18 protein-coding genes are annotated in these 19,534 nt (G+C 42.8%); 8 read left to right on the top strand and 10 right to left on the bottom strand.

From position 1 onward, the window contains the following. Window positions 1-32: 32 nt before the first annotated feature. A complete protein-coding gene (gene topA / locus EPB74_RS06710; RefSeq protein ID WP_274903475.1) occupies window positions 33-2,711 on the top strand; it encodes a type I DNA topoisomerase in 2,679 nt (892 codons plus the stop codon). 102 nt (window positions 2,712-2,813) lie between these two features. On the opposite strand, the gene EPB74_RS06705 is transcribed toward topA, so the two are convergent. After that, window positions 2,814-3,371 (bottom strand): superoxide dismutase family protein, encoded by a 558-nt coding sequence (locus tag EPB74_RS06705; protein ID WP_274903474.1) that lies wholly within the window; start codon window positions 3,369-3,371, stop codon window positions 2,814-2,816. Window positions 3,372-3,667: 296 nt separating this feature from the next. Between EPB74_RS06705 and EPB74_RS06700 the strand changes: the two genes are divergently transcribed. Next, on the top strand, window positions 3,668-4,090 hold the full coding sequence (locus tag EPB74_RS06700; protein ID WP_274903473.1) for a hypothetical protein: 423 nt from the start codon (window positions 3,668-3,670) through the stop codon (window positions 4,088-4,090). Window positions 4,091-4,174: 84 nt separating this feature from the next. Here the strand turns inward: EPB74_RS06700 and EPB74_RS06695 are convergent, their stop codons facing one another. The 3 genes from EPB74_RS06695 to lon form a co-directional block, all read right to left on the bottom strand. After that, window positions 4,175-5,341: an META domain-containing protein gene (locus EPB74_RS06695; RefSeq protein ID WP_274903472.1), complete on the bottom strand. Its 1,167-nt coding sequence runs from the start codon at window positions 5,339-5,341 to the stop codon at window positions 4,175-4,177. A gap of 55 nt (window positions 5,342-5,396) precedes the next feature. Beyond that, a complete protein-coding gene (locus tag EPB74_RS06690; RefSeq protein ID WP_274903471.1) occupies window positions 5,397-6,533 on the bottom strand; it encodes a hypothetical protein in 1,137 nt (378 codons plus the stop codon). A gap of 137 nt (window positions 6,534-6,670) precedes the next feature. Next, on the bottom strand, window positions 6,671-9,067 hold the full coding sequence (lon, locus tag EPB74_RS06685) for an endopeptidase La (RefSeq protein ID WP_446740026.1): 2,397 nt from the start codon (window positions 9,065-9,067) through the stop codon (window positions 6,671-6,673). 535 nt (window positions 9,068-9,602) lie between these two features. Between lon and EPB74_RS06680 the strand changes: the two genes are divergently transcribed. Continuing rightward, entirely contained in the window at window positions 9,603-10,964 is a 1,362-nt protein-coding gene (locus EPB74_RS06680; RefSeq protein WP_079692380.1) for a Na+/H+ antiporter family protein, read from the top strand. Window positions 10,965-11,070: 106 nt separating this feature from the next. Next, window positions 11,071-11,367, top strand: a complete 297-nt coding sequence (locus EPB74_RS06675) for a hypothetical protein (RefSeq protein ID WP_274903469.1) — start codon at window positions 11,071-11,073, stop codon at window positions 11,365-11,367. Between the two features lies 1 nt (window position 11,368). Here the strand turns inward: EPB74_RS06675 and EPB74_RS06670 are convergent, their stop codons facing one another. Together EPB74_RS06670 and EPB74_RS06665 are read right to left on the bottom strand one after the other, a co-directional pair. After that, a complete protein-coding gene (locus tag EPB74_RS06670; protein WP_274903468.1) occupies window positions 11,369-11,602 on the bottom strand; it encodes a hypothetical protein in 234 nt (77 codons plus the stop codon). Then, the gene (locus EPB74_RS06665) at window positions 11,599-12,237 is read right to left on the bottom strand and encodes a 5-formyltetrahydrofolate cyclo-ligase (protein ID WP_274903467.1); all 639 of its coding nucleotides are present in this window, start codon (window positions 12,235-12,237) and stop codon (window positions 11,599-11,601) included. Before EPB74_RS06665 ends, EPB74_RS06670 begins: the two co-directional genes overlap by 4 nt. A gap of 197 nt (window positions 12,238-12,434) precedes the next feature. Between EPB74_RS06665 and fumC the strand changes: the two genes are divergently transcribed. The 3 genes from fumC to EPB74_RS06650 all read left to right on the top strand — a co-directional run bounded on the left by fumC (window position 12,435) and on the right by EPB74_RS06650 (window position 14,784). Continuing rightward, window positions 12,435-13,838 carry a class II fumarate hydratase gene (gene fumC / locus EPB74_RS06660; RefSeq protein ID WP_274903465.1) on the top strand — a complete coding sequence of 468 codons (1,404 nt, stop codon included), beginning with the start codon at window positions 12,435-12,437 and terminating at the stop codon, window positions 13,836-13,838. A 242-nt stretch (window positions 13,839-14,080) separates the two neighbouring features. Next, window positions 14,081-14,314, top strand: a complete 234-nt coding sequence (locus EPB74_RS06655; protein WP_274903464.1) for an ECs_2282 family putative zinc-binding protein — start codon at window positions 14,081-14,083, stop codon at window positions 14,312-14,314. Further along, window positions 14,311-14,784 (top strand): hypothetical protein, encoded by a 474-nt coding sequence (locus tag EPB74_RS06650; RefSeq protein ID WP_274903463.1) that lies wholly within the window; start codon window positions 14,311-14,313, stop codon window positions 14,782-14,784. Before EPB74_RS06655 ends, EPB74_RS06650 begins: the two co-directional genes overlap by 4 nt. A gap of 112 nt (window positions 14,785-14,896) precedes the next feature. On the opposite strand, the gene EPB74_RS06645 is transcribed toward EPB74_RS06650, so the two are convergent. The 4 genes from EPB74_RS06645 to EPB74_RS06630 all read right to left on the bottom strand — a co-directional run bounded on the left by EPB74_RS06645 (window position 14,897) and on the right by EPB74_RS06630 (window position 18,573). After that, window positions 14,897-15,709 carry a MipA/OmpV family protein gene (locus tag EPB74_RS06645; RefSeq protein WP_274903462.1) on the bottom strand — a complete coding sequence of 271 codons (813 nt, stop codon included), beginning with the start codon at window positions 15,707-15,709 and terminating at the stop codon, window positions 14,897-14,899. Window positions 15,710-15,837: 128 nt separating this feature from the next. Continuing rightward, on the bottom strand, window positions 15,838-16,851 hold the full coding sequence (locus EPB74_RS06640) for a rhomboid family intramembrane serine protease (RefSeq protein WP_274903461.1): 1,014 nt from the start codon (window positions 16,849-16,851) through the stop codon (window positions 15,838-15,840). 98 nt (window positions 16,852-16,949) lie between these two features. Next, complete coding sequence (locus tag EPB74_RS06635; RefSeq protein ID WP_274903460.1) at window positions 16,950-18,158, bottom strand: alpha-hydroxy acid oxidase; 1,209 nt, start codon at window positions 18,156-18,158, stop codon at window positions 16,950-16,952. A 103-nt stretch (window positions 18,159-18,261) separates the two neighbouring features. Beyond that, window positions 18,262-18,573 carry a glutaredoxin family protein gene (locus EPB74_RS06630; RefSeq protein ID WP_274903459.1) on the bottom strand — a complete coding sequence of 104 codons (312 nt, stop codon included), beginning with the start codon at window positions 18,571-18,573 and terminating at the stop codon, window positions 18,262-18,264. 269 nt (window positions 18,574-18,842) lie between these two features. On the opposite strand from EPB74_RS06630, the gene mtgA reads away from it, so the two are divergent. Next, window positions 18,843-19,529: a monofunctional biosynthetic peptidoglycan transglycosylase gene (gene mtgA / locus EPB74_RS06625; protein WP_274903457.1), complete on the top strand. Its 687-nt coding sequence runs from the start codon at window positions 18,843-18,845 to the stop codon at window positions 19,527-19,529. The last annotated feature ends 5 nt before the right edge of the window (window positions 19,530-19,534 follow it).

Raw genomic sequence — 19,534 nt, 5'->3', positions numbered from 1 at the left:
ATTTTAATTTACTTATTATGGTGTCGTCACATATGACAAAACCCACAACTAAAAAAAGCGCAGCGCCCGCTGCTGACAAACCCAAAGGCAGCCCAAAAGGTAAGTCTTTGGTAATTGTCGAATCACCCGCCAAAGCAAAAACCATCAATAAATACTTGGGTGATGACTTTATCGTACGCTCAAGTATCGGTCATATCCGAGATTTGCCCGTTGGCGCGAGCAAAAGCGCAAAGAAACCGACAACGACTAAAAAAGATGACAGTCTAAGCAAAGAAGAAAAAACTCAGCAAGCATTGGTACGGCGCATGGGCGTTGATCCTGAGCATAATTGGGCAGCAGTTTATGAAGTACTGCCAAATAAAACCAAGGTCATTAAAGAGCTTAAAGCCTTAGCCAAAGACGCTGACAAAATCTATCTCGCAACGGATATGGATAGAGAAGGAGAGGCGATTGCTTGGCATCTTAAAGAAGTTATCGGCGGCGCAGATAGTAAATACGAGCGCGTGGTCTTTAACGAGATTACCAAGTCCGCCATTCAAAATGCCTTTAAACAACCATCTAAACTCGATATCGATCGCGTTAATGCTCAGCAAGCACGGCGCTTTTTAGACCGTGTGGTTGGTTTTATGGTATCGCCGCTACTGTGGCAAAAAGTCGCTCGCGGCTTGTCTGCAGGTCGTGTGCAATCCGTTGCCATGCGCTTGGTCGTTGAGCGTGAGCATGAGATTCGCGCCTTTATACCAGAAGAGTATTGGCAGATTCATGCAGATACCCATATTGCTGATAGCAAAGACAAAAAAGCCACAGACGCTGAGCAAATTGCTATTCGTTTAGAAGCCACCAAGCAAGACGGAAAAACGCTAAAGCTCGTTAATAAAGAGCAGACCGATAAAGTATTAGAGGTTCTTAAAGCAAGCGACTTTATCGTTAAAGAACGCGAAGAGAAACCAACGCAATCACGTCCAAGCGCGCCATTTATTACCTCGACCCTACAACAAGCAGCCAGTACACGATTGGGGTTTTCGGTTAAGAAAACCATGATTTTGGCGCAGCGTTTGTACGAAGCGGGTCATATCACCTATATGCGTACCGATTCGACCTTTTTATCTGGTGATGCGCTTGCTGCTGTACGTGGCTACATCGAAGACAGCTATGGCGCAAAATATGTGCCAGAAAAGCCGAATTTCTACGGTAATAAACAAGGCGCACAAGAGGCGCATGAAGCCATTCGTCCGTCTAATGTCAATATGAAGTCAACCCAGCTTAAAGCTGTTGAGCGTGATGCGATACGCTTGTATGAGCTGATTTGGCGTCAGTTTGTGGCTTGTCAGATGCTGCCAGCAAAATATTTGTCAGTGAACTTATTTGTGGCTGCTGATGATGTCGAGCTCAAAGCGCGCGGTCGTACTTTGGTATTTGATGGCTATACTAAAGTTATGCCACCAGCCAAGACCGACGATACCTTATTACCTGATGTCAAAAAAGGCGATAAGTTAACCGTAGATAAGCTTGATCCGAGCCAACACTTTACCAAGCCGCCACCACGTTATACTGAGGCCAGCCTAGTTAAAGAGCTTGAGAAAAAAGGCATCGGTCGTCCATCGACGTATGCTTCTATCATCTCGACCATTCAAGATCGTGGTTATGTGAAGCTTGAAAACAAACGTCTATTTGCTGAAAAGATGGGTGATATCGTCACCGACAGACTGACGGCAAGTTTCCCAGATTTGATGGATTATACCTTTACTGCCGCCTTAGAGGACAAGCTTGACCATGTTGCAGAAGGCGAGCAAGATTGGAAAGATGTGCTTGATGACTTCTATGGCGAGTTTAAAACTACCCTCGATCGTGCCAAAGAAAAAGACGGCATGCGTCCGAATGACCCGACCGATGTACCAGACGTACATTGCGATCTTTGTGATCGTCCGATGCAACTGCGTACCGGTTCAACGGGTGTTTTCTTAGGTTGTACAGGCTATAACTTACCACCGAAAGAGCGCTGTAAAGGCACCAAGAACTTAATGCCAGTCGAAGCTTTTGCTAATCTTGATGAGGCGGAAGGCGATGATGAAGCGGCAGAAGTCCGAGATTTGATGGAGAAAAAGCGTTGCCCGAAATGTAGTACGGCAATGAATGGTTATATCGTCGATGGCGGTCTTAAGCTGCATGTTTGTGGTAATAATCCTGATTGTGATGGTTATATTTTAGAAGAAGGTAAGTTTGAAGTGCCTGGCTCTGATTCTCCAACCATTGACTGTAATAAGTGCGATGGACAAATGGAGCTTAAGACCGGACGCTTTGGTCCTTACTTTGCTTGTCAAAAATGCGACAACACACGTAAAGTGCTTAAAACGGGTGAGGCTGCGCCACCACGTATGGACCCCATCCATCTGCCGGAGCTAAAATCAGTTAAGCATGAGGATTATTTTATCTTACGTGAAGGTGCTGCTGGTATGTTCTTAGCAGCTTCTAAGTTTCCTAAAGTGCGGGAAACGCGTCCGCCAAAGCTTGCTGAGCTACGCGAAATCAAAGATAAGATGGAAGATAAATTCCAGTATCTGTTTGAAGGACCAGATGAAGATCCTGATGGTAATCCGACTATTCTGCGTTGGTCGCGTAAGAAAAAAGAGCAGTATATTGGCTCTGAGAAAAATGGTAAAGCCACACGTTGGGGTGTGTACTGGCGTAACGGCAAGTGGGTAGAGGAGTAAAATTCCTTTACCTTTAAGCCAAAAAAAACCTCTTAGATAATCTAAGAGGTTTTTTTATATCGCTTTTTTTATATCAAAAACAAAGCTTTGTATTAAATGCTATTAGTTCTTTTCGATAATACCACAAGCGACACGATCCCCTGCGTTACCTGCTGGTTGGCTGGTGTAGTCGTCAACGCCGCCATGAACGATAAAGGCTAAACGGTTAACGCTATATTTACCCGCTTCAGCAGCAGAGATTTTCTTATTTACATAATTGATAGTAGCAACACCATTTGCATTGGCAGTTAAGTTTGGCAAATCACCGGCATGACCATTCATGTCATCTGGGTTAGAGTGTGGTTTATTGTCTGGATTAAAGTGTCCACCTGCTGCTTTACCCATATCACCACAGCTGCCCGTTTCATGAATATGCAAAGATACTGTTTTACCTGGCTGCAAATTCATGAGCTTACCGTAAACTTGTACACCGCCATCAACTGGACGTAAGAAAACTTGTCCAATTTCATTTTTGTTGCCAGCAACCGCGTTGATTGTCGACTTCAAAACAGGCTGGTTTAAAGGGTTGCCCGTTTGCATTTGACCTTCTACCGTCTGACAACCTGTCATCGCTAAGGCTGAACCACATAATAGGGCACTGGCAATCATCGTCTTATTCATTATTATCTCCATTTATATTTAAAATTTATCGAGTTTTGTTAATCCTGTCCTTAGTATAGCTAAGCCTCGTCGGCAGATATCCATTAAAAGCGCAACAAAGCGTTAATATATGTAAGTCCTATATAGAACATATAATTAGACGGGCTTAACATTCGCTTAAGTTAACATAACGAGATGATAAAATAAGATGACGAAATGAAACGGTCAATCGATGAGCGGTAATGCAAAATAGCAGCGGTAAGAAATATCGATTTCAATAATTAGATTTTTAATAATAATTTATGTGAGGTTTTTATATGAAAACATTGTCTAAGTTGGCTGGGGCTACAGCCCTTGTTTTAGGTATCATGAGCGCGGGCACGATGACGGCGCAAGCAGCATCGAAAACGGGCGACTTACACTATAATGCCGATTGTGGTGTTAAAGAGCTGCGCATGGCAAAAGGCAGCTACGATGTGAATCGTGCTGGTGCGGTTAAAGGCAGCAGCTTCTGCGAATATCAGTTTTATGCTAAAAAGGGTCAAAAGGTAAGCGCAACTATTGTTGGTAGTAATGACTTATACCCGGTACTTTATGGCACTAATTCGCCAGATATCAGCACTGAAACGGTGACATTGGATAAAACTGGTGAGCATACCATTCGTGTACTACAACCGCGCAATCAAGCCCGCGAAGGTAATACGCCAAAGCCATATTATATGACGGTTACGATTAAATAAGCGCTATCTATAATTAGAAAGATTTAAGTTGAAAACAAAAAGCCAAGCGAGTGATGCTTGGCTTTTTTGTGCCTTGAGTTTAGATTAACGTGTGACTGTTTTCTCGTTTTTCCAAATCAACGTTTCGCCTGTATCAAGCTTTTGGGTGAGCAGATAATAAGGCAAGCTTGGGTTATCGACATTGGTATTTGAGAGTTGTTGTAAGGTCAATTGGCTTTTGCTCAATTGTTCAAGCTCACGGATTTTATCTTCGGCGGCCTCGCGTTTCGGACCACAGCCCATCATTGTTTGTGCCCCCGAGCCGATTAATAGTATGTTATCAGCGGTCAAAATGTAAGGGCCACCAACGCCATTACAGTCTGAGCTAAAGCCAACATGATGTTCTTCATTATATATAGGATAACCAAAATAGGCGCTGACGGGAAATCCTGGGCGACTGACTTCAATAATGGCTTTATTATTACTATCAACAGCACTGACAAGTCGCCATTGATAGGTCTTTAAAAACTCATAGCTAATCGGAAGCCCAGATATTGACTGCAATTTTTTAGGCGTACCTTCAAAGATAAACTGTTTATCTTGGGCGTTTAATGCCAATTCATAAGGGATTGATTGTTTTGAAGTAGTTTTATTTAAGGAAGATGATAGTTTTGGTGATTGTTGTTTTGATGGCGGTTGTTTTGGCGTTGAGATGACTTTAAGGTTAAAGCGTCCTCTGCCATATTTAGGAAACAGCTGAGTCAAATAATCTGAGACATCGCTAGCCGCTTGTGTATCATTTATTAAGCAAGATGCTGGTGTGGTCGTCGTTACGCCATAGGAGCTATACGTATAATCATGGTAGCCATCATGATGCAGGCTATAACGTTGACAGTCGTATTTAAATACTAGATTACTAGGGCGCACATCAAGCATCAATGGTGGCACCGTATTGCCCCCAGCATAAACATCAGAATCAATATAAGTGACAATATCTTGATTATCTATCCAGCGCACCAATTTCCAATCAAAGCGATTCAGACTTTCAACTGGCAGCTCAGGTAGCTTCCATGAGCCAATATATTCATTATCTTCGCTTTGTGGAAATGTGATGATTTTTTCATCGGTATCTACTGGTTTTGGAGCTTTAGCGGTTATCGGTATAAAGGTATTACTGTCTATGCTTTGACAACTGACTAAGCCTGTCACGCCCAACATGCTTATAAAAGTAAGCGTACGAGCTGGTATTAATAAATGGCATGAAAAGGTCATAACACTTGTCCGTCTTTATATTAAATTTATATCCATATAAATATTCTAGATATCGCTAAGGCGTATCTTTTATTTCGTTTTGCCAAACCAAGGTTTCGCCTGAATCAAAAGTTTGCAATAGGTCATAGCGCGGAAAATCGTTTTGGTTTTTTGACTGAGCTTCTGATAGAGAGGAAGGCTGTAAACTTAAGCTAAGGGTGCTTTTACTGTTACTAACCAGCTTAGAAAGCTCGTTTTCAATCCTATTACCAGTAACGCCGCAGCCCATGACGGTTTGCATTCCTGAGCCAACTAACAATATATGGTCGGTCATCAAGATATATGGACCACCGACGCCATTACAGTTTGAGTTAAATGACGCATATTGACTGTCGTCATATCCTCTAAATATCAACGATGCTGGAAACTCTGGATGGTAAAAATGACCAATAGACTGCCGCGATATGATTTTTCCATTCTCATCAAAAGTATTACGAACAGCGCTCTTTAGCTGCCAGTCATAACGCTCTAGTAATGCATTATCAATTGGTAATCCCGTTGGTTTTCTAAAGGCTATAGGCTTGCCCGTGAATATTAATGTATTGCCATTCTCGATTTTGACCATCAAATTTTTCGGTGCCATTTGAGTATTATCGGGTTCATTTTTTGCTACTGCTGACAGCGTAATGCCTAATTTTAATATGCCGTTTTTAGGAAATAGCGCTTCTATATCGCCTTTACCCATTTTATCGTTAGGGATGTTTTTACAGTCAGAGGGTTTTTTCCTAAGATCGCTACCATACTCAAAAGGTGGCGCATCCATCCATCCAAAGTCGATTGAAAAATGCTGACAGCCTTGAGATAAACTCAATGAACTGGGTGCGATTTCTAAAGTAATCGGTGTATCAGTATCGATATTAATGGCGTTATTTTTCTTGTCTTTAACTTGTGTTAACTGCCAATGATAATTACTTGCCCATTGCAACGTCGTAGCTTCAGTAGCTGTTTCATTAGCTACCACTACAATTTCTTCTTCTAGCTTTTCAGTTTTTATGATGAGCTGAGATGTTATTGGGGCAGAAGTGCTAGAGCTGTTCACCATTGAGTTAGTAGGTATAGAATTATCTTTTGCAAGACTAGAATGACAGCCTACTAACGCTGCCGGAAGCGAGATAGCGAGCAATAAGGATAAAGTTAAGCGGTTTAAAATCATGATAATCACTAAATAAACATTTGTCTAAAATATAGCACAAGGTTTTATTTAGATTGTTGCTTATTATTGCCAAAAAAAAGCCGCCTACATTGCTGTAAGCGGCTTTTTTATTTAATAATGACTGTCAGCGGTTACACTTAGTTATGTAGCGCTTTACCTTTGGTCTTATCAACCGTCACTTTAGCGGGTTTTAGTGGCACTGGCATTCTGACCAATGCTACTTTTAATATCTCATCAATCGTCGCGACTGGCTGAATGGTTAAGCCTTCTTTGACGTTATCAGGAATATCCGCCAAGTCTCGCTCGTTGGTATCTGGAATCAAGACATGCTTGATACCGCCACGATGAGCAGCTAGCAGCTTCTCTTTAAGACCACCGATACGTAGGATTTTACCGCGTAACGTAATCTCACCTGTCATGGCAATATCGGGACGAATAGCAATACCCGTTAAAGCAGAGACCAGTGCTGTGGTCAGTGCACCACCAGCAGAGGGACCATCTTTTGGTGTCGCACCTTCTGGCATATGTACGTGGACGTCAGTCGTTTTAAAGGTCTCGTAGTCAATCCCTAAGCTATCGCCGCGAGCACGTACCACACTCATGGCAGCGCGAATAGACTCTTTCATCACATCGCCCAATGAGCCGGTAAAGATAAGCTCACCTTTGCCTTTCATGGCTACTGCTTCGATAGTGAGTAGCTCGCCACCGACTTGTGTCCATGCTAGACCAGTAATACGACCTATCTCAGGCTCTTCTTCCGCGAGACCATAGTCATATTGATGGACGCCCAGATAGTCATCGATATTTTTGTCATCGACTACAACCAGCTGACGTTCTGCTTTTTTCGGAGCGCGAGCGCCATGCGTTTCAACCGAACCGCGCACCACTTTGCGGCAGATCTTATTGACTTCACGCTCAAGGTTACGTACACCTGCTTCACGGGTATAGCTACGGACGATGCTATGCAATGCCGCCTCAACAATCTCAATCTCACCTTCTTTGAGACCATTATTCTTAATGGCTTTTGGCACGAGATACTTCTGCGCGATATTAACCTTTTCTGCTTCGGTATAACCCGGTAGACGAATGACTTCCATACGGTCAAGCAGCGCTGCTGGAATATCCATGCTGTTAGCGGTACAGATAAACATCACTTGCGATAAGTCTAAATCTATATCTAAATAATGGTCGTTAAAAGTATCGTTCTGTGATGGATCTAATACTTCAAGCAACGCTGATGCTGGATCACCGCGGAAGTCTTGTGCCATCTTATCGATTTCATCTAATAAGAATAGTGGGTTCTTGACTTCGACTTTTGCCAATGACTGAACAATTTTACCCGGCATCGCACCGATATAAGTACGGCGATGACCACGAATCTCCGCTTCATCACGGACGCCGCCAAGTGCCATACGTACGAACTTACGACCGGTGGCACGAGCAATCGATTCGCCTAATGAGGTTTTACCAACACCAGGAGGACCGACAAGACATAGAATCGGACCACGAAGTTTTTTCACCCGTGATTGCACGGCGAGGTACTCTAAGATGCGATCTTTCACATCTTGCAAGCCATAATGGTCTTCGTCTAAAACCGTTTTAGCTTTATCTAAATTGATAGAAACTTTGGTCGTCGCATTCCACGGCGTATCCAAAATCCATTCAATATAGTTACGGACTACTGAAGACTCAGAGGACGCTGGCGGCATCATTTTGAGCTTTTTCATCTCTTGCTCGGCTTTTTTGCGCACATCTTCCGGCAGGTCAGCTTCATCTAAACGTTGTTCAAGCTCAGCCACATCATCATCACCATCGAACGCGCCGTCATTCATATCTGACAGCTCATTTTTAATGGCTTTCATCTTCTCGTTTAAGAAGTATTCGCGCTGATTGTCTTCCATTTGCTGACGGACAGCTTCTTGGATATCTTGCTCGATGTTTTGCTCAGCACTTTGCTTGACCAAATATTCGGTCAAAGTATTGATATGGGTTTTGATATCATTTTTTTCTAAAAATGACTGTTTGATATCAAGATCCATCGACACACGAGTTGAGATAAAATAGACCAACTCAAGCAAGTCATCGATACGCTTTGCGACGCGCGTTAGCTCACGCGCATTGCGCAGACGCGCATCCGCATAGCTTTCAAACAGCGTGGTCAAAGCTTGAATGGTGTTTTTCTGCTGGCTCTCATCCATACTGACGTCAAGATCAGCACGCTCAAAGCTTGCCATCAATAGCTCGTCATGACTCTCTATTGAATCTACGCGCGCTCGATATTGCCCTTCAATCAATACTTTGATGCAATTCTCATCGCTATCATGCGGCATGGTACTGACGATGCGACATACCGTGCCGTATTGATACAAGTTGTCGTGATCAATATCTTCGGTGAGCGAGTCTTTTTGGGCAAGAACCAGTACTTTGTTGCCGTACTCGGCTTGTGCCAATTCGACAGCTTTGACTGAAGGTTCACGCCCGACAAACAAGGCAATTTGCATATGCGGATAAACGACAACGTCACGCAGTGCCAATAACGGTAGATAGTTTTCAGCAGCATTATCTTTTGCCTGCTCTTTTTTATTGTCTGCTGAATGCTCATCATTTTGAGCACTGGCATTATCTAAAGCGACATTATCTAAAGCAACATTATCTACAGCACTATTATCTAACGTACTATCATCAGCAACGGTAGATGAAACGTCGACATCGATGTCGATATTGTCTTGGTCAATTTTATGTTCACTCATATATTCTTTCCTCGTTCACCAGACTTGTAAAGTCAAGTTCGTGGTTCATGTTTAGATAAATGGTGCTGCTATATAAAATTGCAAGGCTTACTCACTAGCAGGAGAGAGAATATTGCGGGTTTATTTGCGCTTTCTCTCATATCTACTCGGTTCTGCGCGTGGGTTTTATGTGCAAAATCAGGTAAACTGACGCGCGTCTTAACCACTCGGTCTAAATAACGGCTGCGTGAATTAAGAGGCTAGGGTGAAATAAGTAGATTGGCAGCAGGTCAAAATGGGTCGATAACGGGCTACAAAATATAGGGTAAGGGGCAAGAATATGGCTATCAATGCGGTGCTACTGGCAGTTGTCATCATGCTGGGGTTGTCACTAGCGCGAGTACACGTGGTGCTCAGCTTATTAATCGGTGCGCTGGCAGGTGGACTCATCGCTGGTCTCGGTATGACCGATACCTTGAACGCCTTTCAAGAAGGGATTAAAAACGGTGCACAAATTGCGTTATCTTATGCGCTGCTAGGTGCGTTTGCGGTCGCGATTGCACATTCTGGATTGCCACAGTCTTTAGCAGGTGCAGTCATCAAACGTATCGATGCTGGTGGCACCAGTGGCATGATTAAGTATATGCTGTTTGCAGGCTTGGTCGCCATGAGCTGCTTTAGCCAAAACTTAATCCCTATTCATATCGCCTTTATTCCCTTGCTGGTACCACCATTATTACTCGCCTTTAACCGCATGCAGATTGATAGACGCCTGATTGCTTGTCTGATTACTTTTGGACTGGTCACCACTTATATGTTTATTCCCTATGGCTTTGGCGATATTTATCTCAATCAAATTATGCTCAAAAACGTTGGTGAAGCGGGCATTGATATTAGCAATATTTCGGTCACCAAAGCGATGGCGATTCCAGCCTTGGGTATGTTCGTGGGCTTACTGATCGCAGTATTTATCAGCTATCGTAAACCTCGTCAATATCAGCAGCTTGCAATCGATAGAGAAGCGCATGATGTGGTTGTAGAAGGTGATGCCTTGAGCAAAACCGCGGCTGATGCACAAACGCAAAGTAAGCTCAAAACACTGGTGGCGATTGCTGCGATTGTGACAGCCTTTGTAGTGCAGCTTTATACTGACTCGCTATTGCTTGGCTCGATGTTTGGCTTTGGCGTTTTTATGGCGACGGGTGTGGTTAAGTGGCGTGAAGCTGATACGGTGTTTAACGATGGTATCAAGCTGATGGCGATGATTGGCTTTATTATGATTACGGCGCAGGGCTTTGCCGAGGTAATGAAAGCGACTGGTGAGATTGCACCACTTATCGACGGGGCGACGAACTTGTTTGCTGGTAATAAAGCCATTGCTGCTTTAGTCATGTTAAGCATAGGTCTAGTAGTTACGATGGGCATTGGTTCATCATTCTCAACCATCCCAATTATTGCCGCTATTTATGTGCCGTTATGTATTTCGCTAGGCTTTTCGCCACTCGCTACGGTGGCGATTATCGGAACGGCTGGCGCACTTGGTGATGCCGGTTCTCCAGCGTCAGATTCGACGCTTGGACCCACTTCTGGTCTCAACGTTGATGGACAGCATGACCATATCAAAGACAGCGTAGTACCAACCTTTATTCATTACAACATTCCGTTATTGATATTTGGTTGGATTGCAGCGATGGTGCTTTAATTAGTCATATAGACTCTTAAAGTTAATATAGAAAAGGCGAGTATAGTTATAAAGTATGCTCGCCTTTTTGAAGTTTAAATCATACTTTTAACGCGAGGCTACATCTATGAATGTTAATAATAACGAGTTACAGCACTTAATAGATCTAGCTTCTATGGCAGTTAAGTCCATAAAAAGCGAGCCAAATTATCAACAGTCAGATGTTTTAAAAGAGTATGCTTTATTGTATGAAAGTTTTTTGGATAACTTTAATAATAATGATGTAGAAAAGTTAAAACTGAGATTTCATAGGTTGTCATCTTTATCACGAGCTTTTTTAGAGACAGATAGCGACTGGGGAAAACCTTGTTTAGATTCAATGCATGATTTTGAGAGGTTTGGCAAAAAAATCTTTAAATACTAAATTATTTATCAAAATCCTCAATCTCACTATTCAAGCTTTTTAAAAACTCATTACTTTGCGCCATCAGCTCATTTAAGTGTCGCTCATTAATAAGCCGTGCCAACTCATCAGCGCTAAAAATCTGCTCTTGACTATAATATAGCAGCTCATAATCCGCTTTTTCTAACTCTTGCAAATGTCGTTCGACATGCTCTGCGCTAGAGTTAGTATCCATAGATTTTTTATTACCTTTCATCGAAACCACCTCACACCACTTGGCGTAATCAAACCATCTAACGGCACATCCCAAGGCTGACGCTCTAGTTGCTCAATCACTTGAAAATCATAGCACCAGCCAATTTTTAGCGGTTTTTTTGCCCCTGATTGATAGCTTTTGGCAAGCGTCGTATCATAAAATCCGCCACCCATACCCATACGGTTACCATTTTTATCAACTGCCGTTAATGGACAGATAATCATATCCAACTCGCGCGCCCACAATAATCTGCGATGATGATTTTGTTTCATCCCTAAACTGTGAATGCGCGTCGGTATATTTAATAATTTTGCATGGTAAATAGGTACAAAGCGCAGACGTTTATCATCATTTCCCAATGAGCCGACCACAGGTAAATACGGCAGATAGCCTAAGCGTTGGCACCAGTCTAAAATTGGCTGAGTGGGTAGCTCGCCAAAGCCATCATAATATAAGCCAATACGCGCACGCGGCGGCAAACGCTGCTGCAGCTTAAACAAATGCAAGCTTGCTTGACGCGCAAATTGCCGGCGTGCGCCCGCACTTAATTGGCGACGCTGGTGAGTAAAATGGCGTCTAGGCGGATTGCTAATTTTAAGTTCAATTGTCTCAATGTTTTTTAGCTCAGGATGCATAGATAGACTATCCGATAATGTAGCAAATTGATGATGGCTGGCACTTTTAGGCGTCAGTAATGTCTATTTGTCAATATTCAACACGCCCTAGTCATGCTATCATAACGCCACTTTATATCGTATTTTTCTTTATGTGCAGCAGGCGTTGCACTTTTTATGATAAAGCATTTACCAACAAACCATCGAAGAGGGTAGTTATGTCGACACAGAATCAGGCAACTCGTACCGAAAAAGACACCATGGGCAATGTGGAAGTCCCAGCTGATGCTTATTGGGGCGCGCAAACCCAGCGTAGCCGCGAAAACTTCAAAATCGGTGGCGAGACCTTGCCACGTCCAATGATTGAAGCGATGGCACTGGTCAAAAAAGCTGCTGCGATTACCAATGCCAGCCTTGAGCGTATCGATGCGGACAAGCGCGACTTAATCGTTCAAGCTGCTGATGAAGTTATCAACGGTGGGCTAACCGATCAGTTTCCATTAGTCGTATGGCAGACCGGTTCTGGCACCCAGTCAAACATGAATATGAACGAAGTACTGGCCAATCGTGCCAACGAAATCGCTGGTAATGAGCGCGGTAGCTACACGCCGATTCACCCAAATGACCATGTCAACCATGCACAGTCTACTAACGACAGCTTCCCAACAGCTATTCGTGTGGCAGCAGCGCGTGAAATCAATGGCTTATTGATTCCAGCGGTAAAAGCGCTACGTGATACCTTGGATGCTAAAGCGAAAGAATTTGATAGCATCGTTAAAATCGGTCGTACGCATTTGCAAGACGCCACGCCTTTGACATTAGGTCAAGAGTTTAGCGGCTATGTTAGCCAACTTGATCACTCACTGGTACGTATTGATAATGCGCTACAAGGTTTGTATGAATTGCCACTAGGCGGTACTGCGGTAGGTACAGGTCTAAACGCCCATCCTGATTATGCGGTAAAATCAGCTGAGCAATTGGCGACATTGTCTGGTCTACCATTTGTGACGTCACCGAATAAATTTGAAGCACTAGCCGCTCGTGATGCCGAAGTATTTGCTTCAGGCGCGTTAAAGACCTTAGCAGGCAGCTTAAATAAAATCGCTAACGACGTACGCTGGTTAGCATCAGGTCCTCGTTGTGGTTTGGGCGAATTGACGATTCCTGAAAATGAGCCAGGCTCTTCTATCATGCCGGGTAAAGTAAACCCAACCCAGTCAGAAGCAATGACGATGGTTGTGGCGCAAGTCATGGGTAACGATGTCACTATCAGCATGGCAGGCGCGTCAGGTAACTTTGAGCTAAACGTTTATAAGCCAGTAATCGCCTTTAACTTATTGCAATCTATCAAGCTACTTGGTGATGCGTGCAATAGCTTCAACGAAAACTGTGCCGTTGGTATCGAGCCAGTCAAAGACAAAATCGATGATTTCTTGCACAACTCATTGATGCTAGTAACCGCATTGAACCGTCATGTTGGTTATGAAAACGCAGCCAAAATTGCTAAGACTGCTTATAAAGAAAACAAAACGTTAAAGCAAGTTGCGGTTGAATTGGAGCTATTAACTGAAGCTCAGTTTGATGAGTGGGTAACACCTGCTGATATGGTGCATCCTTCTTAATTTAGATTTTGTTCTAGATAACTAAAAGATCTTGTCATGTAATGTGGCAAGGTCTTTTTTTTGGTTATGTTTTTATCAGTTTTTGAATTTAGCTCTGATATCAATGTACAAAGAATAGCTTATGATACAATAAACTTTTGCAGGGTTTCTCGAATGTATTTAATGGGTGTGCTTGTTTTTAAAACTATAATTTGAATGCTAGTGTTAAAAAATAAGATTCATTACACTAAAAAGGTAAAAGTATGATTAAAACTGATCGCATAGAAATTCAATGCCCTCAATGTGGGCATAATGAATTTGAGCATCCAGAGAAATTAAAAGATAATGACTTTATTAAGTGCAATAATTGTCATTTTGAAATCATGTTAGCTGATTTAAAAGAAGTAGGTATGGAGCAAGCGAAAGATGTAATCATTCCTGAAGCGAAAGCAGAAGCTGAGAAAATATTTAAAAATTTATTCAAAGGCTTCAAATGAGCAAATTTGAAGTCTTAAGCCTAGGTATCTCTATTCTAGCAGTAGTGGTTTCTACTATTTCCTTAGTTCGCACAAGAGAGTTAGCTAAGGAGCAACTAGAGCTTGAAAAGGTCACAGCAGAGCTATCTAAGCTTCAAATAGAAAATATCACTGAGCAAAAAACGGATAAAACTAAGCCTAAATTCAATGTGAGTCTGACAAAATTAGGAAAGGCGTATAATTTTTATATATCTAACACAGGACAAGGTAGTGCATACAATGTTAATTTTGAGTTGATTGATTGCGAGGACAGTCCTCTATTTACTTCTGAGTTAATAGATATATTTCCTTATCAAGAGATGAAACCGAGCTCAAGAATCAAGCTCTTAGCATCCCTACATATGAATAGCCCTAGCAAATACCAATCTAGGATAACTTGGGAGGATGAAAGTGGCAATAAGCATGAAGAGGTATTTTGGACGTCCTTGTAATAAATATAGTCAGGTATTTCTTTAAAATTATTTTTTTTGCATCTCAGTTTTACGCAATAAAAAGCCAAGCAAAATGCTCAGCTTTTTCACATCATATTAATCATCTCAAACTCTAAAACTTATACAACAAACCAAGCGTCGTCGTTGAGTCAGTACGTGAGTCAACCATTGGACTGTCATATTGCTCGTTTGGCAGGTAGCTTAAGCTTTGATTAAAGAATCCTGCAAAGCGCTCATTAAAGTCATAGTTGGCACTAATATTGATATATGGATTTAGGCTTGAATTGGCAGTATAAGCTGCAACGCCTGTTTTCGTTGATTCTGTATCGCTCACGCCGTAATAATATTGATTGTAGTCGTTATCATGATACTCAAATCCAACGCTTGGATAGACCGTTAGCTTGTTTTTGGTGATTTTGGCAAGATAAGACAAGCGAGCAGTATTTCCACCACTATTATCTAAAATATCAGTCGCATATTGGACGCGAAAGGCACCAATCGGAGTACGGCGCTGATAACTTAAACCTGCTGCAGCAGATGCTTTACGCTTATCAAGACCTTGAAGTGCACCATTGGCATCATCAGGGTCAAACTCGCTACCAGCCAGCTGAGCGTAAGCAGCTAACTGATTGGTGCCATCATTAATGATATAAGCACCAGCTTGGGCACCGCGCGCATATATTCTATTATTATCATAAAACACACCCGGTAATACCAGCACATCAGTACTATCTTCCAAGTCATAGGCTGAATTTACTGCTAGGACGTTGACGCCGACGCTTAGCTGAGCGTCTGGATCAGTCGGCAGGTTTTTATTAAATAGAGCAGCATTCGATAGGCTGGAGACACTAAATAAGGCAGTAGCCGTTAGTGCGCCAAGCAAAGTGCGCGTAGCGGAATTGGATAGCGCTGATGATTTAAACATGATTTGCTCTCATAAGTGGGTAGAATAGATAGGTAAAAATAGTCGAGTAAGGAAAGCCAAAATTAATTTGTGTGAGCGATCGAACCTTTTAACCATAATAAATAACGGTGATGCTTTACTCAGCCACCTTACTCAATGGCTGCTAGTACTTGTAATATCTGCTGATGAATATCTTGCCACCACCAAATAAAGCCGATACTAAGAAGTAGCATCACTAGCCATGGCAGCAATTGCCAAATAAGCATAGATTTAGGCGGGGCTTTTTCTGCGCTTAGAATCGGATAATTAGGGATGATATTGATGTTTGAGTTTACACCAATATTATTATCAACATGACTCTCATTATACAAACTGGCATTATTTAAACGCGCATCATTCAAATTAGAATCGTTATTAAAACCAGTCTCGTTATTCACTGGCATATTAATATAAGTGGTGTGGTATTCGTCTTGTTGCTCACTTTGATAATGCGGTAAATAATTACTTTGATTAATGGCAGTATTCTGTATAACAGCTGCCATGCGCTGACGGTAAGCAATTGCGAAAGCCAGTGCAATGATGAGTCCGGTAATCGCGCCACCAATATGTCCAGCATTATCGATACCCGGTACGGCAAAACCATACACAAGGTTGATGCCCATGATCAATATCAGGCTTTTTAAATTGAGCACCATGCCATTGACCGATATCTTAAACAGCGCGGCGATCAATAGTGCCGCACCAATACCCATGATGCCGCCAGACGCACCCGCCGATATACCGGGTTGTCCAGTACCATCCAAAATACCCTGCCACGTGACGTAGTTATTAAGTAAGCTGCCACCGATTGCCGCCAGTAAAAATAATGCTAAAAACTTAGCAGAACCAAACATGGGCTCGGCAATCTGGCCAAAGAAATACATGGCAAAACCATTGAACAATAAGTGCATCAAACCAATGTGCAAAAACGCGCTACTGACCAAGCGCCACGGCTCACTGTCCATGGTGTAGGGCAGCGCATTGGCACCCCACTTTATCAGCGCCTCAGTCGATGGATTATTGGCATCGACGCCAGTCAGTACTTGTACGATATACAGTCCGATAAAGCTGATTAATAGTAAAGTAGTGACCGGTGCGGTTTTAAACAGCTGCTGGATAGTCATAAAACGAGATATCAATCAAAGAGTATAGGTAGAGTATAAAGGGTATGGATAGTATAAAGAAAGCTATCAACCAGTCTAAGCGCCTATCTTGTCTACACTTACCAGCGCATCGGCGCTACGTAAGGCAAGGCAGTTTTAAGATGCTCGTAGGTACCTTTGACTAAGATATCATCGCGCACTTCATTGATATCGGTATGACCACAAAACGCCATGCTGATATCACATTCGTTATAAATCAGCTCAAGCGCTCGGCGGACACCATCTTCGCCATACGCGCCAAGACCATATAAAAAGGCGCGGCCAATCATCGTGCCATTTGCCCCAAGCGCCATCGCTTTAAGTACATCCTGACCGGAGCGAATACCACTATCGAGCCAAATCTCAATCTGACTGTCCTCAGCACGCACGGCTTGTACGATATCGGCTAGGGATGAAATGGAAGAGGGCGCACCATCTAATTGGCGTCCACCATGATTGGAGACCACTAGCGCATCGGCACCGCTACGAGCTGCCAGTACGGCGTCTTCTGGCTCCATAATACCTTTGATAATTAGCTTGCCACCCCACATGTCTTTAATACGAGCGACATCATCCCAGCTCAGCGCAGGATCGAACTGCTCAGCTGTCCATGCTGATAGCGATGAGATATCTTCGACATTCTTGGCATGACCAACGATATTACCAAAGGTGCGACGCTTGGTACCCAGCATATTCATACACCATTCCGGCTTGGTCATCAAATTTAAGATATTGGCAAGCGTTGGTTTTGGTGGCGCAGATAGACCGTTTTTGATGTCTTTATGACGTTGGCCGAGTACTTGTAAGTCGGCGGTCAGGATTAACGCTGAGCAATTGGCTTCTTTTGCACGGTGAATCAAATTGGCTATAAAGTCCATATCGCGCATCATATATAGCTGAAACCAAAACGGCTGGCTAGTATGTTCTGCTACATCTTCAATAGAGCAAATACTCATAGTCGATAGTGAAAACGGTACGCCAAATTTTTCTGCTGCCTGTGCCGCGAGGATTTCTCCGTCTGCCCACATCATGCCAGTAAAGCCTGTTGGCGCAATCGCAACCGGCATTTTTACTGGCGTGCCCAGCATCTCGGTGGCAAGCGAGCGTCCTTCCATATTGACCAATACCCGCTGACGCAGTTTGATACGGTCAAAGTCAGTTTCATTATTACGATAGGTGGTCTCGGTCCATGAGCCTGAGTCGACATAATCATAAAACATGCGTGGTATCTTTCGCTCGGCGACACGGCGTAAATCTTCAATTTCAGTAATTTTGCTCAAATTTTTCATGAGTTTCTCGCTATTAAATGTTTACGATGGGCATGCCAGCAGCTAAATGTTTACGATGGGCATGCCAGCAGCGGTTATTGCTACTATGGGGTTATTATCCATATTAGGTCGTTAGCAGTTGCTGCAAATCCAGAACAGAAAATGGATAATTTAAACGTTTGGACGGCGTCAGTATCACGGGGATAGTAGTCGCAAATTCCATCATGAGAAGCTCATCAAAATCGGCGATATCGACATGTTGATAAATAATAGGCTGTACCGCTTGAAACTGTATGATGAGTTGCTCAGCGATGTCACATAAGTGGCAGCCAGAAGTCCCAAGTAACCACCATTTATCAAGATTTATAGCAGTGCCGAGCTGAGGCTGTGCTTCAATCATACGTGCCCGTAATGTTATATTATTATCATCCTGCATATTGATTCTCTTATTTAATACTTGTTGCAAAGTGCCTGTTTTCAGACTTCAATCAAAAACGTCAATATCGCTCAACCTTTATGACATGATAAAGAAGTGGGGTAAATAATGACAGCGATTGTGAGATTAGGTAAGATGAGCTGCTATTTATCATTGCTGATTCAAAATTATCGATTTATAACTATCGGTTCATAACTACTGGCTGATAGCTTTTTACTGACAGCTCCTTACTTCATCTTATTATCTTTTCAATCACTTGGATATCACGCATGGCAAGTTTTGGCAAATTTATCAAACGACTGATTTTGGCATTCATGGTATTGGTCATCGCATTCCATGTGTTAGTCGCCGGGCTACTGTTAATTTGGAAAACCCAGCCGATTAATAACAGCATGTTTATGCTGACCCATCGTTTGACGGGTGGTGATGTTAGCCAGACTTGGGTTAAATATGATCAGATTGCCAAGTCTGCCAAGCAAGCGGCGATTGTGAGTGAAGACTCAACGTTTAGCCAACATGATGGGTTTGATTTTAAGGGCATTAAAGCGGCGCAAAAGAAGAATGAAGCGACTGGTAAAATGTCAGCAGGTGGCTCAACCATCACCCAACAATTGGCTAAAAACCTGTTTTTAACCTCGCATCGCTCTTATACGCGTAAAGCCGAAGAAGCTATTATCACATTGATGATTGAAACCTTGTGGGATAAGCAGCGTATCTTGACCGCTTATTTAAATGTGGCAGAGTTTGGTAATGGTGTTTATGGTGTCGAGGCAGCAGCGCAGCATTATTTTGATAAATCAGCTGCCAACCTGAACCGTGATGAATCAGCCTTACTGATCGCAATGCTGACCAATCCAAAATATTATGAAGACAATCAAGGCGACAAACGCCTGCGTAATAAACAACGTATCATTAAAAAACGCATGAAAAATGCCGTATTGCCACAATCTGCTTAGAGCGC

Origin of the sequence: Psychrobacter sp. DAB_AL62B, from assembly GCF_028895345.1 — a bacterium.
GTDB lineage: Bacteria > Pseudomonadota > Gammaproteobacteria > Pseudomonadales > Moraxellaceae > Psychrobacter.
The sequence above is the reverse complement of the archived record's forward strand: the minus strand, read 5'-3'. Positions and strand labels throughout refer to the sequence as shown.